This window comes from Paracoccus sp. S3-43 (assembly GCF_029027965.1).
In the GTDB taxonomy this organism is placed as follows: Bacteria; Pseudomonadota; Alphaproteobacteria; order Rhodobacterales; family Rhodobacteraceae; genus Paracoccus.
Genome location: NZ_CP119082.1, coordinates 2,152,032 through 2,167,341 on the forward strand (window position 1 = coordinate 2,152,032; position 15,310 = coordinate 2,167,341).

At 69.9% G+C, this 15,310-nt stretch carries 12 protein-coding genes; 4 read left to right on the forward strand and 8 right to left on the reverse strand.

Going from position 1 to position 15,310, the window contains the following annotated elements:
* Window positions 1-8 precede the first annotated feature (8 nt).
* Window positions 9-1,067: an SIMPL domain-containing protein gene (locus tag PXD02_RS11260; RefSeq protein WP_275103966.1), complete on the reverse strand. Its 1,059-nt coding sequence runs from the start codon at window positions 1,065-1,067 to the stop codon at window positions 9-11.
* Window positions 1,068-1,255: 188 nt separating this feature from the next.
* On the opposite strand from PXD02_RS11260, the gene PXD02_RS11265 reads away from it, so the two are divergent.
* The gene (locus PXD02_RS11265) at window positions 1,256-4,234 is read left to right on the forward strand and encodes a hypothetical protein (protein WP_275103967.1); all 2,979 of its coding nucleotides are present in this window, start codon (window positions 1,256-1,258) and stop codon (window positions 4,232-4,234) included.
* A gap of 6 nt (window positions 4,235-4,240) precedes the next feature.
* On the opposite strand, the gene PXD02_RS11270 is transcribed toward PXD02_RS11265, so the two are convergent.
* Together PXD02_RS11270 and PXD02_RS11275 are read right to left on the reverse strand one after the other, a co-directional pair.
* On the reverse strand, window positions 4,241-4,861 hold the full coding sequence (locus PXD02_RS11270; RefSeq protein WP_275103968.1) for a DUF1345 domain-containing protein: 621 nt from the start codon (window positions 4,859-4,861) through the stop codon (window positions 4,241-4,243).
* A 40-nt stretch (window positions 4,862-4,901) separates the two neighbouring features.
* Window positions 4,902-5,918: a TraB/GumN family protein gene (locus PXD02_RS11275; protein ID WP_275103969.1), complete on the reverse strand. Its 1,017-nt coding sequence runs from the start codon at window positions 5,916-5,918 to the stop codon at window positions 4,902-4,904.
* A gap of 193 nt (window positions 5,919-6,111) precedes the next feature.
* Between PXD02_RS11275 and groES the strand changes: the two genes are divergently transcribed.
* The 3 genes from groES (at window position 6,112) to PXD02_RS11290 (ending at window position 8,470) form a co-directional block, all read left to right on the forward strand.
* Window positions 6,112-6,399, forward strand: coding sequence for a co-chaperone GroES (gene groES, locus PXD02_RS11280; protein WP_126155842.1), 288 nt, complete (start codon window positions 6,112-6,114; stop codon window positions 6,397-6,399).
* A 35-nt stretch (window positions 6,400-6,434) separates the two neighbouring features.
* Window positions 6,435-8,072, forward strand: a complete 1,638-nt coding sequence (gene groL / locus PXD02_RS11285; protein WP_275103970.1) for a chaperonin GroEL — start codon at window positions 6,435-6,437, stop codon at window positions 8,070-8,072.
* Window positions 8,073-8,203: 131 nt separating this feature from the next.
* Complete coding sequence (locus PXD02_RS11290) at window positions 8,204-8,470, forward strand: hypothetical protein (protein ID WP_275103971.1); 267 nt, start codon at window positions 8,204-8,206, stop codon at window positions 8,468-8,470.
* An 8-nt stretch (window positions 8,471-8,478) separates the two neighbouring features.
* On the opposite strand, the gene PXD02_RS11295 is transcribed toward PXD02_RS11290, so the two are convergent.
* The 5 genes from PXD02_RS11295 to PXD02_RS11315 are packed head-to-tail and all read right to left on the reverse strand — an operon-like array spanning window position 8,479 to window position 15,200.
* Window positions 8,479-10,008: a Ppx/GppA family phosphatase gene (locus PXD02_RS11295; RefSeq protein ID WP_473092018.1), complete on the reverse strand. Its 1,530-nt coding sequence runs from the start codon at window positions 10,006-10,008 to the stop codon at window positions 8,479-8,481.
* A gap of 59 nt (window positions 10,009-10,067) precedes the next feature.
* Window positions 10,068-12,233, reverse strand: coding sequence for an RNA degradosome polyphosphate kinase (locus PXD02_RS11300; RefSeq protein ID WP_275103972.1), 2,166 nt, complete (start codon window positions 12,231-12,233; stop codon window positions 10,068-10,070).
* Between the two features lie 23 nt (window positions 12,234-12,256).
* Complete coding sequence (locus PXD02_RS11305) at window positions 12,257-12,955, reverse strand: P-loop NTPase family protein (RefSeq protein ID WP_275103973.1); 699 nt, start codon at window positions 12,953-12,955, stop codon at window positions 12,257-12,259.
* Complete coding sequence (locus PXD02_RS11310) at window positions 12,956-14,170, reverse strand: AI-2E family transporter (RefSeq protein WP_275103974.1); 1,215 nt, start codon at window positions 14,168-14,170, stop codon at window positions 12,956-12,958. It lies immediately after the preceding gene.
* 28 nt (window positions 14,171-14,198) lie between these two features.
* Window positions 14,199-15,200, reverse strand: a complete 1,002-nt coding sequence (locus PXD02_RS11315) for a glycosyltransferase family 8 protein (protein ID WP_275103975.1) — start codon at window positions 15,198-15,200, stop codon at window positions 14,199-14,201.
* Window positions 15,201-15,310 lie beyond the last annotated feature (110 nt).

Sequence of the window (15,310 nt, forward strand, 5' to 3'; positions counted from 1 at the left end):
CTGCCCGATCAGTTCGCGGGGGCCTGGCCTTCAGGAACCTCGCCTTCAGGAACCTCGCCTGCGGGAGCCTCGCCCATCGGCACGACCGGATCGCCCGACTCGGGCGCGCCGGTATCGGTGCCCAGCGGCGGCGCCAGATCGCCCGGCGCGGGGTCGGCGGAACCGCTCTCGGGGGCCGCGGGCCGCATCCCCGGCACCGGCGGGTGGCCGGGGGGCAAATCGCCCTGATCGCCGCCATGGTCATGGCCATGATCGGGGCCATGATCGGGGCCATGGTCGGGCCCATGGTCTGGACCGCGCTTGCCGCCCATCGGGCCGCAGTCCTGGCCACCCAGGGCGAACTGCATCTCGACCAGGGCGGACAACGCAACCTCGCCCGCCGCGATCGGCACCTTGGCGGAATCCCCGGCGGCCCGCGCCTCCATCATCAGCGGGCGCGGCCCTTCGGGCGCGGGCGTGTCGCGCAGCACCAGCACCGGGCCAAGCGTCAGGCCCGCCGCCTCGGCCAGCACTTCGGCCTTGTGGCGCGCGTCCTCGACCGCCGCGCGGCGGGCCTCGTCCTGGGTCGCGCTGCTGTCGTCGCGGATGAAGCTGATGCCGTTGATCTCGTTCGCGCCGGCGGCGACGATGGCGTCCAGAACCTCGCCCAGCCGGCCCACGTCCCTGACGCGCACCGACACCATGTTGCTGGCCTGATAGCCCGTCACCGTGGGCGCGCGCCCTTCGCCGTAATCCATCACCGGGTTCAGGTTCAGCCCCGAGGTCTGGACATCCGCCGCGTCGATCCCCGCGCCCGCCAGCGCCTCGAACACCGCCGTCTGCTGCTGCGAATTCTGGCGCATCGCGTCGGCGGCCCCGGCGGCCTGGGTGGTGACGCCCAACTGGATGGTCGCCAGGTCGGGGGCCACGCGCGCCTCGCCCTGGCCGGTCACGGTCAGGCGCGACATGCCGGGATGGCACATGCCATGCCCGCCCTTGCCGGGCGCGGCCATCGCCGGGGCGCCAAGCGCCAGCGCCGTGGAGGCCACCAGGGCGGCCCGTGCCAGCCTGCGCGGAAACTGTGTCATGTCTCTGTCCTCTTTGCGGAAATTTTCCTGGTCCCACTAACCGCGATCCTGCCGGGAAGTTCAAAGCAAATGCGTTCACGGATCCGCCAGTTTGGCTTTCCTCAACCGGCGAAATCCGCTAAATCTGGGGTAATCAAACCAAATCGCGGACCTATGGAACACGCGATCATCATGAGCAGTGATCCACCATGAACAGACATATCGCCCCGCCCGATTTCGCCATGAGCTTTACGTCCGAGGCGGTCATGCTGGAACACCGCGACGGGCTGGGGTGGCGCCCCCTGGGCCAGGCGCCATTCGCGGGCCGCGAGATGACCGCCCGGCTGGCCGCGCTGCGCGACCAGGCGGGGGCGCCGCCCAGCCAGCTGGACACCGTGCTGGTCATTCCCGACGACCAGATCCTGTACAGCACGCTGACGGTTCCGGTGGGGTCCGACACGCCGCTGGCCATCGCCCGCGCGCTGGAGGGGATGACGCCCTATACGGCGGACGAACTGGCCTTCGACTGGTGCCCCTCGGCCAGCGGCGATATCGAGACGCTGCGCATCGCCGCCGTCGCCCGCCGCACGCTGGAGGAGGCCGAGGATTTCGCCCGGTCCCAGGGCTTCCGCCCCTCGGGCTTCGTGGCGCGTCCGGGGGACGACCGCTTCGAGGGCCAGCCCGATTTCGGCCCCAGCCGCCTGGCCGAGGATCAGTTCACCCGTCCGCCCTTCAGCCAGCCCGACCTGACCCAGGCGCGCGTGACCGATCCGGTGGTGGCCGTCCCGGAACCCGCCGGGGCCAGGGCCGAGGCGCCCGCCGTCATCAGCCGCGTCGTGCCGCATGTCGTGGCGGTGGCGGCGGTCCAGGCGGATCCTGAACCGGAAAGACCCGCGGCCGGGCCTGCCCCCGAACCTGTTGACACCGAACCTGTTGTCGCCGGATCTGTTGACACCGAACCCGTTGTCGCCGCCGCCAGCGTGATCCGCCACAAAGAGGTCAAGGCCCCGCCGGTCGCGGCCCCGCGCGCCCTGTCGCCGCGCGCCCAGGCCGTCCACGACCGCGCCCGCGAGGCCCGCGCCCGGCCCGCCGCGCCGCAGGACGCCGTTGCCGCCGAATCCGTGATGGCCCGCCTGCGCCGCCTGAATCCGGGCCGGTTGCCGGTCCTGATGGGGATTCTGGTCCTGGGTCTTGTCGCCGTGCTGGCCTTCTTCGGCGCGCCGTCGAACGAGGGCGCGCCGGTGGCGACGACCCAACCCGTGGCGGCCCCCGACCTGCCCACCGATCCCGCACCGGAACTGGCCCCGGAATTGGCGCCGGAACTGGCGGCGACGGCCCCCGCCCCGGAACCGGCGGCGGACCTTCCGCCCGCCGTCGATCCCGTCGCCACCGATCCGGCGGCGGAACCCCGCCAGGCCGACGCTGCGGCCGAACCGGCCGAGGTCGCGGCAACCCCAGTCCCCGCCCCGGTCGCCTCGGCTCCGGCCCCGGTTCCTGCCGATGCGGCGACCGCGCTTTCCGCCGCGCGCCCCCAGCCCGCACCACAGCAGCCCGCGCCGCAGCAGCCCGCCCCGCAGCAGCCCGCCCCCGCGCCGCAGCCTGCGGCGCCGACTGCGCAAGGCGACGACGCCCTCAGCCAGGCGCTGACCGAAGCGATGGCCGCGCCGCCCGCCGCCCCTCCCGCGACCCAAAGGCCGATCAGTGCCGCCACCATGGCCGAAGCGCCCACGCCCGCCCCGGCCGCAACCCCCGCCCCGGCAGCGACGGCTCCCGCAGCCACCACCACCCCTGCGGCCCCGGCGGTCCCGGCGGCGCGCGTGGCGCCTCCGGCGCAGCGGCTGGCCAGTTCCGCCCGTCCGCCGCGCGTGGCCCCGGTGCGGGCCGCGGCCCCGGCGCCGGTCGATGCGCGCCCGGCGATTCCCGCCAGCCCGCCGCCCTTCGCCGAACGCGCCCGTCCCCAGACCGCCGCGCGGTTGACGGGATCGCGTCCGCCGGAACGTCCGGCCTCGGTCACGCCTGCCAGCAGCCCGGCCCCCGCGCGTGAACCGGCCCCTGCCGCCGCCCCGGCCCGCGCCGCGCCGCCCGCCGCATCCTCCAGCAGGCCGCCCGCCCGGCCCCAGCGGCACAGCCTGATCGAGGAAGGCAGCCGGTCCGAGGACGGCCAGCCCACCCGCCTGACACAGGCCGAACGCCGCGCCTTGACCGACCTGCTGCGCGACCTGCGCAGCGCCCAGGCGGGGGCGCGGGGCCTTGGCGATGCGGAACGCGGCGCGGTGATCCTGTTGGCCGAGGCCCGCCCGTCCCGCAAGCCGGTGGCGGTCGGCGGGCCGTCGCAGCAGGCGGTGCGCGATGCGGTCGCGGCGGCCGTCGCCGATGCGCCCCGCGCGCGGTCGGGGCTGGGGCAGTCGGCCCGGCCCCATGCGCGGCCCGGCGGTGCGCGGCCTGCCGTCCGCAGCGACCCCGGACCGGGCAGCGCCAGCCTGTCGGGCGAGGCCATCGACCGGGCCGTCGCCGCAGCCGTTTCGGAAAGCTCTCCTCTGCCAGGCGCCGTCGCTTTGACGGCGCTTCGTTCATCTGCGCTGCCGCCGCGCCGCGCGGCGGGCGCCGGAGCCGCCGCGGTGGCCGCCGCCGTGGCCGCGGCGCCGCTGGCCCCCACCGCCGACGACCTGCGCGCCGCCGCCCAGGCCCAGTCCGAGGAATCCGCCCTGGCCGAACAGCGCCGCCAGGACGCCGAATTGCAGGCCCAGGCCGAAGCCCGCGCCCGTGCCCGCGCCGCCCAGGACGCCCAGGCCGAGGCGCAGGCCCGCGCCCAGGCCGAAGCCCGCGCCCGCGCCCAGGCCGAGGCCGAGGCCCGCGCCGCAGCCGCCCGCCAGCAGCGCTATGCCCCGCCCGAGGCCGAGGACGAACCCGAGGTCGCGGCCGCCATCCCCGACGGCCGCACGCCGACCACGGCCGGGGTCGCGGCGACGGTCAAGGACGGCATCCAGATCAACCGCACCCAGATCATCGGCACCATCGGCGCGGGCAAGGCCAGCCGCGCGCTTGTGCGGCTGTCGAACGGCCGCGTCCTGACCCTGCGGCTGGGCGACAAGATCAACGGCGGCACCATCACCGACATCGGCGACAGCCGCATCACCTTCGTCAAGGGCGGCCAGGCGCAGGCCCTGTCGGTGCTGGGCGGGCGCTGACCCCCATCAGCCCTGCGACAGCGCGACATTGACCGCCAGGGCCAGAAGCACGGTGTTGAAAAAGAACGACAGCGCCGAATGCAGCACCACCACGCGGCGCAGCCGGGTATCCCGGATCGCCACGTCCGATGTCTGGGCGGTCATGCCCAGGGTCATGCTGAAATAGATGAAATCCCAAGGCCCCGGATCGGCGGTTCCGGGAAAGTCCAGGCCCCCGGCGCGCTGCCCGGATTCGACGGTATAGAACAGCCGCGCGTAATGGAACGCCATCACCATGTGCAGCGTGGCCCAGCCCAGCGGGACCGAGGCGACGGCCATCGCCGGGCGCAGCCAGCCCGCCCCGGTCCTGTCCGCCAAGGTTCCGAACACCGCCCACAGGCACAGGACCACCGCGCCAACGGCCAGCAGCACGATGACATGGCCGCCCTCGTCATCCTCGGTCCCGTGGCGGCGCAGGTCGGCGCTTGTCAGGCGACCGGCGAAACGCGCCGCCAGCAGCAGATAGGCGGCGAAGAACAGGTTGCCGCCCGCCAGCACCCGGTCGATCAGCGCCACCGGCAAGACCAGGCCCGCCCCAACCCCCACCGCCAGCGCGGCCAGGAACCGGCCATGACGGCGCCAGTTCATCCCACGGCCCGACCGTCGCGGGCCGGCCAGGGGCCGCCGGTCATCCGTCCAGCCTCTCGATGGTCCAGCCGTCCCGTTCCAGCAGCCGCAAGACCCCCTGGTCGCCGGGCAGATGCAGCGCGCCGAAGCCCGCGACGACGCCCTTGCCCTGCCGGGCGGCGTCGCGCGCGCCCTGGGTCAGCGGGGCGATCCAGGACCGGTTCCGCCGGTCCATCAGCTGTTCCTTGGCCAGCCGCATCTGCGCATCGACCTGCTCGCGCGTCAGGCCCGAATTGCGATAGGCATCGAAGCGCCCGAATTCCCAGATCGCCCAGACATCGCCTGCGAAATAGACATCGGTCAGCGTCACCGCGTAATCGTCGGCATGGGCGGCGGCGGGCAGCGCGGCGCGGATCATCTCGATCTCCTGCCGCGGGGTCAGGTGGTTGAACAGGGTGAAGACCGTGTCCCAGGGTTCCAGGGCGCGGACCGGCAGGTCCAGGGCGCGGGCCCGGTCGACAAGGCGGTGGTCCAGCCCCTGGGCGCCGCCTTCGGCCATCTGCCGCATCATGCAGGGGCTGATCCCCAGCATCATCGCCACATACCAGGGCCGCAGCTTCGACGTCACCACGGCCGGGGTGCCGCGTTCCGCCATCGCCGCCGACAGCAGGCCCCAGTCCCGGTCGTCCAGCCGCTCGGGCAGGGTCGGGCCGTCGGGATCCACCATCAGCGTGGGATCCGAGGCCAGGGCCTCGGTCAGCCTGCGCTCCTCCTCGGGTCCGGCTTCGACGAAGACGGCGGCGGCATCGGCCAGCAGCGGCTCAAGCCGCGCCAGCATCGCGTCGTGGCGCGAATCGCCGAAATGATAGGTGCCGACCAGGGTGATCGCCTGATCGCCCTTGCTGGCCCGCCACAGCAGCCCCCGGTGATAGGGGATGTCGGCCACCGCCGCGTCGATCTCGGCCCGCTGATCGGGGGGCATCGCGTCGAACAGGTTGGCGCCCACGCATTCCGACGCCTGCGCCCATGCCGGGGCCGCCGCCCACAGCGCGAAAATCGCCGCCATCAAGATACGCATCCGCTGCTTCCCCGCTGTTGCCGCCCAAAGGCTGGCACAGCCCCGCCCCCTTGGCCAGCCGCCCGGCCAAAGATTTTGGCGTCGCGGCGGCGTTGACAGCGCCGTCCGGCTGGCCTAGATCCGCGTCATTGGCACTCATCCGGTGTGAGTGCCAACACCGCAACACTGCAACCTGAAACACGGAGTGTTCACAATGGCATTCAAACCGCTGCACGACCGCGTCCTGGTCCGTCGCGTCCAGTCGGACGAAAAGACCAAGGGCGGCCTGATCATCCCCGACAGCGCCAAGGAAAAGCCCGCCGAAGGCGAGATCATCGCGGTCGGCGAAGGCGCGCGCAAGGATTCGGGCGAACTGATCGCGCCCAGCGTCAAGGCGGGCGACCGCGTGCTGTTCGGCAAATGGTCGGGCACCGAAGTCACGATCGACGGCGAGGAGCTGCTGATCATGAAGGAAAGCGACATCCTGGGCGTCATCGCCTGATCCGCATCCTTCACCCATAAATTCAGGAGATTCACATGGCTGCGAAAGAAGTCAAGTTCAACACGGACGCCCGCGACCGGATGCTGAAAGGCGTCAACATCCTGGCCGACGCCGTGAAGGTCACGCTGGGCCCGAAAGGCCGCAACGTCGTGATCGACAAGTCCTTCGGCGCCCCGCGCATCACCAAGGACGGCGTGACCGTCGCCAAGGAGATCGAACTGGCCGACAAGTTCGAGAACATGGGCGCCCAGATGGTCCGCGAAGTGGCCTCGCGCACCAATGACGAGGCCGGCGACGGCACCACCACCGCCACCGTTCTGGCCCAGGCCATCGTGAAAGAGGGCATGAAGGCGGTCGCCGCCGGCATGAACCCGATGGATCTGAAGCGCGGTATCGACCTGGCGACCTCGAAGGTCGTCGAGGCGATCAAGCAGGCCTCGCGCCCGGTGAACGACAGCGACGAAGTCGCCCAGGTCGGCACCATTTCGGCCAACGGCGAAGCCAATATCGGCCGTTTCATCGCCGACGCGATGCAGAAGGTCGGCAACGAGGGTGTCATCACCGTCGAAGAAAACAAGGGGATGGAGACCGAGGTCGAAGTCGTCGAAGGGATGCAGTTCGACCGCGGCTATCTGTCGCCCTATTTCGTCACCAATCCCGACAAGATGATCGCGGATCTGGAAGACGTCTATATCCTGCTGCACGAGAAGAAACTGTCCTCGCTGCAACCGATGGTGCCGCTGCTGGAAGCCGTGATCCAGTCGGGCAAGCCGCTGCTGATCGTGGCCGAGGATGTCGAGGGCGAGGCCTTGGCGACCCTGGTCGTCAACAAGCTGCGCGGCGGCCTGAAGATCGCGGCCGTGAAGGCGCCGGGCTTCGGCGATCGCCGCAAGGCGATGTTGCAGGACATCGCGATCCTGACCGGCGGCCAGGTGATCAGCGAAGATCTGGGCATGAAGCTGGAAAACGTCGGCATCGACATGCTGGGCCGCGCCAAGAAGGTCACGATCAACAAGGACAACACCACCATCGTCGACGGCAATGGCGAGAAGTCCGAGATCGAGGCCCGCGTTTCGCAGATCCGTCAGCAGATCGAGGAAACCACCTCGGACTATGACCGCGAGAAGCTTCAGGAACGCGTGGCCAAGCTGGCCGGCGGCGTCGCCGTCATCCGCGTCGGCGGCATGACCGAAGTCGAAGTGAAGGAACGCAAGGACCGCGTTGACGACGCGCTGAACGCGACCCGCGCGGCCGTGCAGGAAGGCGTCGTGGTCGGCGGCGGCGTGGCCCTGGTGCAGGGCGGCAAGGCGCTGGAAGGCCTGACGGCTGCCAACAGCGATCAGGAAGCCGGCATCGCCATCGTGCGCCGCGCCCTGGAAGCGCCGATGCGCCAGATCGCCGAAAACGCCGGTGTCGACGGTGCCGTGGTTGCCGGCAAGGTCCGCGAATCCAGCGACAAGGCCTTCGGCTTCAACGCCCAGACCGAAGAATATGGCGACATGTTCAAGTTCGGCGTGATCGACCCGGCCAAGGTGGTTCGCACCGCCCTGGAGGACGCGGCCTCGGTCGCGGGCCTGCTGATCACCACCGAAGCCATGATCGCCGAAAAGCCCGAGCCGAAGGCTGCGGCCGGCGGGATGCCCGACATGGGCGGCATGGGCGGGATGATGTGATCATCCCCTGCCCTGCGGCAGACACGGAAAGGGCGCCTGCGGGCGCCCTTTTTGTTTGGCCGGGCAGGCGGCCGCTAACCGGATGTGAAGGATTTCGCGCTAGATCATCGGACATGCCGCAGGGGAATCACATGATCCGTATCGTCGCCGCGCTGATCCTGGCTGCCGTTGGTCTGGCCCAACCGGCGCGGGCCTGCGGCAGCGGCGCCAGCAGCACCTTCTGCGCCGATGGCTGGGTCGCGCAACAGCCCGCCAAGGCGCTTGGACCCGAAAGCGGTGGCGACGCTCAGGCGGACGGCTGGCCCGGCGATGGCGCGGAACCGGGGGGCGATGGGATTTATGTCGAGGGGGCGGTGGTCGTGGACGCCCCTTCCCCCGAGGATGGCGGGCAGTTGTGATCCGGGGATCAGCCCTCGATCACGCCTTCCACCTCGAGGGCGCTGCACAGCGCCTTGAACCGGGCCTCGGCCACCTCGCCCATCAGCTTGTGGCCGACGGCCGTCAGGTGCAGGCGCAGTTGCGTGGCGTCGAAGGTCAGGCTGCCCGCATCGGCCGGATCGTCCAGCGCCAGCATCGCGCCGAACCGCATCGCCTTGCCCAGCACCTCGGCATCGCGGATTTCGCCCTCGTCCAGCAGCTTGAACAGCGGCGCCATGGGCGAACCCGCGCGGCTGTTCTTGTAGCGGTGCAGCAGCGCCAGGCCCAGGAAGACGCGCTCGGGGTGGGACAGCGCGGCCATGTTGGCGCGGGTCACATTGTCGAAGCAGGCCTCGGCCCGGTAATCGGGATGGGCGCGCCAGCTTGTGTCGTGCAGCAGGCAGGCCACGTGGATCAGGCGGTCGCGTTCCGGCGGCACGTTCCGGAACAGCGGTTGCAGGAACTGATACAGCTTCTTGCCCGAACCCGGCATCCGCGCCATCTGGCGTTCGGTAAAGCGCGCGGCCTCGATCAGCGGGTCGCGCTTGCGCAGGCTGTCGGGCATCTGCTCATACAGCAACCCCTCGCGGATGCCATAGCTGCTGATGGCCAGTTCCGTGGGCGCGAAGGTCTCGGCCAATTGCAGCAGCACCTGCGAGGCCAGCGGCACCAGCTCCATCCGAGAGGACGAGATGTCGACCTGGCTGCGCAACTCGTTCAGGTCATGCGTGCCGATCCAGGCCACCGTATCGGCCACCGCCTTGGGCGTCATGCGGTATTCGTGCAGCACGGTCATGGGATAGGACACGCGCTCCATGTCCAGCCGGGCGATGGCGCGCCAGCTGCCGCCGACCAGATAGATGCGTTCGTGATGGGTGCCCATGACGGCGGCCAGTTCGGTCACGACCTTGCGGATATACTTGCGCAATCCGTCCTTGCCGCCGGGCACCTGTTGCAGGCGGAACGGTCCCAGCTGCGACGACACGCGCCGCCCGACCTGCCCGTCCGCGACCTCGGCCAGTTCCATCGAGTTGCCGCCGATGTCGCAGACCAGCCCGCGCGCGTCGGGCCAGCCCAGCAGCACGCCCTGGGCGGACAGGCGGGCCTCCTCCTCGCCGTCGATGACCCACATCTTGATGCCGGTCTCGCGTTCGACGCGGGCCTGGAATTCGGGACCGTCCTCGGCCTCGCGGACGGCGGCGGTGGCGACGCAGGTCAGGGGTTCGATGTCCATGCCGCGGGCCAGGGCCGCGAAGCGTTGCAGGGCGGCAAAGCCGCGCTGGACGCCTTCGGGGTTCAGGCGGCCGGTCTGGGCCATCTTGGCCCCCAGCCCGGCCATGATCTTTTCGTTATAGAAATAGGCGGGCGACCGGGCCGCGCCGTCGAAGACCACCAGCCGGATCGAGTTCGACCCCACATCGACCACGCCCACGCGCGACAGGGCGCGCTTGGGCAGGGTCGCAAACATCTTGCCGAAAGGCTCGACCTTCTTGCCGGTCGTCGTCCGCACGCCGTTCATCGCCGCCTCTCCTGCTTGGCCCGCATCGCCGCTGTTAATGACCCGCCCTGACGGGTGCGTCAATCATTCGAATGGGTCAATGCCGGAACGTCCCCGGCCCCCGCCGTCCCCCGCCCAGACAGTGACGGGTGGTCCATGAAGAAACGGTGACAGTTGAACAGGTCGTCGCGCCCCTCGGGCAGATAGCGCACGAACCGGCCATCGGGTTGCAGCAGCCAGCTTTGCGCCTCGTCCGCCATGTTGGCGGCCATGATCTGGCTGACGATCTGCGCCTTGACGGTGTCGTTCACGCATTCGACCAGGGTTTCGACACGGCGGTTCAGGTTGCGGTCCATCCAGTCGGCCGAGCTGATGAAGACCCGCGCTCGCTTCGACGGCAGGCCGTAGCCGTTGCCGAAGCAGACGATCCGCGAATGTTCCAGGTATCGCCCGACGATGGATTTCACGCGGATATTGTCCGACAGCCCGCGGATGCCTGGCCGGATCCCGCAGATGCCGCGCACCACCAAGCTGATCTTCACGCCCGCAGCACTTGCCGCATACAGCGCATCGATCACGTCCCTTTCGATCAGCGAATTCATCTTGGCCCAGATCGCGGCGGGACGTCCCTGTCGGGCCAGTTCGGCCTCTCTGGCGATCAGCGAGATCAGCCGGTCCTTGAGGTCGATGGGCGAGATGGAAATATTTTCTAGCCCCGCCGGCTGCACATAGCCCGACAGGTAGTTGAAGACCTTGGTCGCATCCCTGCCAAGCGCCGGGTCGCAGGTGAACAGCGACAGGTCGGTATAGATCCGCGCCGTGATCGGGTGATAGTTGCCGGTCCCGTAATGGGTATAGGTGACCAGGTTGTCGCCTTCCCGGCGCACCACGGTGCTGATCTTGGCATGGGTCTTGTAGTTCACGAAGCCATAGACGACATGCGCCCCCGCCCGTTCCAGGCGGCGCGACTGGCGGATGTTCGCGGCCTCGTCGAAGCGGGCCTTCAGTTCCACCAGGGCCGTGACCGACTTGCCGGATTCGGCGGCCTCGCACAGCGCGTCGACGATCGGGCTGTCGCGGCTGGTGCGATACAGCGTCTGCTTGATCGCCAGCACGTTCGGATCGCGCGCCGCCTGGGCCAGGAAGCGGATCACCATGTCGAAGGTTTCATAGGGGTGGTGCAGCAGCATGTCCTTTTGCTTGATGGCGGCGAACATGTCGCCGTCATGGTCCTGCACCCGTTCGGGAACGCGCGGCGTGAAGGCGGGCCATTGCAGGTCGCGGCGCGAATCCAGCACCAGCTCGCGCAGATCGGCCACGCCCAGCAGCCCCTCGACCTCGATCACCTCGTCGGGGCCGACCTCAAGCTCCTCCATGATCAGGCGGCGCAGGCGGTCGGGCGCGCCGCGGGTGATCTTCAGCCGGATCACGCTGCCCCGGCGGCGGCGTTTCAGCGCGGTCTCGAATTCGCGGACCAGATCCTCGGCCTCTTCCTCGACCTCCAGGTCGCTGTCGCGCAGCACCCGGAAGGCGCAATGGCCCACGTCGCGATAGCCGGGGAACAGCGAGGACAGATGCATCAGCAGCAGGTCTTCCAGCTTGAAGAACCGCTCGCCCCCCGGCAGGGGGACGAAGCGGTCCAGCTGCGCGGGGATCGGCAGCAGCGCCTGCATCTGGCGCCCGTCGGTCTCGCGGGCCAGTTCAAGCGCCAGCGAGAAACCGGCGTTCGGGATGAAGGGGAACGGGTGCGCGGGGTCGATGGCCAGGGGCGACAGGACCGGGAACACCTTGCGTTCGAAATAATCGTGCAGGAATTCCTCTTCGGCGCGCGTCAGGCGGGACCGGGACAGGATGACGATGCCCGCCTCCTCCATTTCCCGGCGGATGCGGTTCCAGACGCCCTGCTGCGCGCCCATCAGGCGGCGGGCGTCGGCATTGATCATCGACAACTGCTCGGCCGGGGTCAGGCCGTCGTCCGAGGGCGTGGCATTGCCCTCGCGCACCAGTTCCCGCAGCCCCGCGACGCGGACGGTATAGAATTCGTCCAGATTGGTCGCGCTGATCGACACGAAGCGCAGCCGTTCCAGCAGCGGCACGCGGGGATTGCGCGCCTCGTCCAGGACGCGCCAGTTGAAGGACAGCCAGCTGATCTCGCGGTTGAAGAACCGCGCGCCGTTCCGGGGCACGCCCTCGGGCAGATCCTGGGGTTCCGGGAAGGGTGTTCGAAGGAAATCGGCTTGCGTCATGGTCCTGGCCTTCAGCGGATGAATCAGGTCTCGGTCTCGGATAGACCGTTCAGCAGGTCGGCGGCAATGCGGCGGGTGATCGGGCGCTTGTCGGCCATCGCGGCGCGGTCCATCGCGGCGACAAGCCGGCGGGCCAGGCCCAGGTCGCGCGGCATGTGCAGGACCAGCCAGTCGATCAGGTCGGCGGGAACGGTCTGCTGGCGGTCGGCGAACAGCTTGACCAGCACGGCGGCCAGCAGGGATTCGTCGGGGGGCCCCAGCCGGACCTGGGGCATCGCGTCCATGCGGGACCGCAGGTCGGGCAGCACCAGGCCCCAATCGCGCGGCGGCGTGCGCGCCGTCAGCAGCAGCAGGCAGTCGCGCGGCGCGCACAGGTTCCACAGGTGGAACAGCGTCTGTTCGGCCCCCGCCGCCCGGCCCGCGCGGTCCGCGTCCTCGACCACCAGGGCGCCGCCCTCGGCCGCCAGGGCATCGGCGGCGTCCGGGCGCAGCGCCACCGCCTTGACCCGGCGCGCGCCGTTCTCGGCCGCCCAGAAGGCCGCCAGATGCGACTTGCCCGCGCCTTCCGGGCCGATCAGCAGCATCCGCCCCTGCGGCCAGTCCTGCGGCGCGTCCAGCGCGGCAAGCGCCGCCCGGTTGGCGGGCGCCGGCAGGAAATCGGCGCGCGAATGGGCGGGCGGCGTGGTCAGGTCCAGCGTCAACTGGCGGAAGGTCGTGCCCATCTATTCGGCTTCGGGATGCCTGCGGGCGATTTCCTCGCGCATCATCTGGATCTGGTCCTGGGCGCGGTTCTGGTCGGCGCTGATGCGCGCCTCGCGGATGGCGTTGGCGACGGTGCCTTCGGGGACCAGTTCGACCAGCACCGGCTGGCCCGGATCGGGCGGCAGCGCCTGGCCGGTGAACAGCGCGCTTTCCTGGTATCGCTGCGTCAGGAACCGGGCGATCACCCCCAGGGCGGCGGCCAGCGGCACCGCCATGACCATGCCGACGAAGCCGAACAGCACCCCGAAGACCGACAGCGCCAGCAGCAGCCAGACCGGATGCAGGCCGACATGGTGGCCGACGATCTTGGGTTGCAGGTAATTGCCCTCGACGATCTGGCCCAGGGCGAAGATCGCCACGACAAGCCCGATCCACAGCGGGTCGCCCCAGAAGCTGAACAGGGCGACGCCGATGGCGGTGGCCCCGCCGATCAGCACGCCGACATAGGGGATGAAGGACAGCAGCGCCGCCATGATGCCGATGAAGAATCCGAAAGGCAGGCCCACGATCATCAGGCCGAAGGCATACCAGGTGCCCAGGATCAGCATCACCAGCCCCTGCCCGCGCACGAAACCCGACAGCGCCTCGTCGATCTCTCGCGACAGGCGGCGCAGGGTGGGGGCGTGCTCGCGCGGCAGCAGGGTGTCCACCCGGTCGACCAGGTGATCCCAGTCCAGCAGCAGATAGAAGGCGACCACCGGCACGATCACCAGGATCGCTATGGCGCTGATGATGCCGCCCACCGACGACAGCAGGCGCGAGGCCAGCGTGCCCATCTGTTCGCCCATGCCCGCGCCCAGGTCGGTCAGCGCGGTGCCGATGCTGCCGTCGGCGGGCAGCAGTTCGGGAAAACGGTTCGACAGGAACATGCGGCCCTGTTCCAGCATCTCCGGCGCGGTCTCGATCAGCGATGTCGCCTGGCGCAGCATGACCGGCACCACCAGCAGCACGACGGCGGCGAAGGCCAGCACCGCGATGACGGTGATGACCACCACCGACATGACCCGCGACAGGCCCGCGCGTTCCAGCCGGTCGGCCACCGGATCCAGCAGATAGGCGACGCCCGCCCCCAGGATGAAGGGCAGGATCGCGTTCCCCAGCAACCACATCGCCAGCAGCAGCGTGACCGCTGCAACGCCCCACCAGATCAGTTGCTTGTAAATCGGTATGCGCATCCTGCCTCCGGGCCGGTTTGATCCTGTCTTACCCCTCGCGGCGCGACTTGCAAGAACCCTCGCCCGCGCGGGGATCGACCAGCGTGTATTCGTCGGCGAATCGGCTGAGATAGGATATCATCGGACCGGTCGCCCGCCATTGGCGAAGCAGGCTGCGCCCCAGATCGCGGCGCAACGGCCAGTGGCGCAGGTCGGCCTGCGCGACCGGCGGCGCGTCGGGAAAGTGCCGGTCCAGGACCGCGCCATAGGGCGCCCGCCATCGCATCGGCACGATCCCCGCCGAACGGTCCAGCCATGGCTTTGCCGGGCCGATGAAATGGACCAGGCAAGGATCGGCCACGCCGGCCAGCAGGCTCGATGCCCAGGTGAACTGCCAGTTCCACAAGGGGCTGATCTCGGTCCAGTCGCCATGCAGGGTGCCGTTCAGCAGCGCCTGGTCGCGACCCAGACCCCGAAGGTGCCGACGGGCAAAGGCTGCGCAGCGCCCGGACAGATCCTGGTCGGCCCAGGCCGCGATGTCGATCATGACCACGCCGGAATTGAAATAGGGGGCCGCGGCCCAGCCGAGGCGACGGAACTCGGGCGCGCGCTTGGCCGGATTGCGCCATTGGCGATTGTCGCGCACGGCGGCGACCGCGCGGCCGCGCATGTCGGCGGCCATCAGCCGGGCGGGGTCGCCGCGTTCGTGAAGGATGTCGGCGTCCAGAACCAGGATGCGCCGGTAGATCCCGGCCATGGCCGAGGCCAGGAACAGGCTCATATAGGCCGCAAGGCTGCGCCTGTCGTCCAGCGGCAGCGCGTCCTCGATCAGCGGCAGGCGGGCGGCGACATGGCCGATATTCGCGGCCGACAGGACATGCGGCAGGTCCAGCGGCTCGGGCGAACCGATCAGGATGTCGCAGGCCGGCGCGCGTGCCGCCAGTTGCAGCGCCACGACAGACGCATAGGGCAGATAGTTGCCATCGCAGGCGACGATGACCGCGCAATCGTGGCGTGGCGTCCAGCCGCGCGTGAAGACTGGTATGGACATCGGACATTCCCTTTCATGCGAAACCCGGCCGGGGCGGAAGCGTCGATCAGCCATCTTGCCCCGCCCGCCCCCTTTGCCATACACGAGGCGATAAAAGAAGGAAGGTATCC

Coding starts and splice junctions, on each gene's coding strand:
- PXD02_RS11260 (WP_275103966.1), bottom strand. CDS start 1,067: ATGACACAGTTTCCGCGCAGGCTGGCACGGGCCGCCCTGGTGGCCTCC.
- PXD02_RS11265 (WP_275103967.1), top strand. CDS start 1,256: ATGAACAGACATATCGCCCCGCCCGATTTCGCCATGAGCTTTACGTCC.
- PXD02_RS11270 (WP_275103968.1), bottom strand. CDS start 4,861: ATGAACTGGCGCCGTCATGGCCGGTTCCTGGCCGCGCTGGCGGTGGGG.
- PXD02_RS11275 (WP_275103969.1), bottom strand. CDS start 5,918: ATGCGTATCTTGATGGCGGCGATTTTCGCGCTGTGGGCGGCGGCCCCG.
- groES (WP_126155842.1), top strand. CDS start 6,112: ATGGCATTCAAACCGCTGCACGACCGCGTCCTGGTCCGTCGCGTCCAG.
- groL (WP_275103970.1), top strand. CDS start 6,435: ATGGCTGCGAAAGAAGTCAAGTTCAACACGGACGCCCGCGACCGGATG.
- PXD02_RS11290 (WP_275103971.1), top strand. CDS start 8,204: ATGATCCGTATCGTCGCCGCGCTGATCCTGGCTGCCGTTGGTCTGGCC.
- PXD02_RS11295 (WP_473092018.1), bottom strand. CDS start 10,008: ATGAACGGCGTGCGGACGACGACCGGCAAGAAGGTCGAGCCTTTCGGC.
- PXD02_RS11300 (WP_275103972.1), bottom strand. CDS start 12,233: ATGACGCAAGCCGATTTCCTTCGAACACCCTTCCCGGAACCCCAGGAT.
- PXD02_RS11305 (WP_275103973.1), bottom strand. CDS start 12,955: ATGGGCACGACCTTCCGCCAGTTGACGCTGGACCTGACCACGCCGCCC.
- PXD02_RS11310 (WP_275103974.1), bottom strand. CDS start 14,170: ATGCGCATACCGATTTACAAGCAACTGATCTGGTGGGGCGTTGCAGCG.
- PXD02_RS11315 (WP_275103975.1), bottom strand. CDS start 15,200: ATGTCCATACCAGTCTTCACGCGCGGCTGGACGCCACGCCACGATTGC.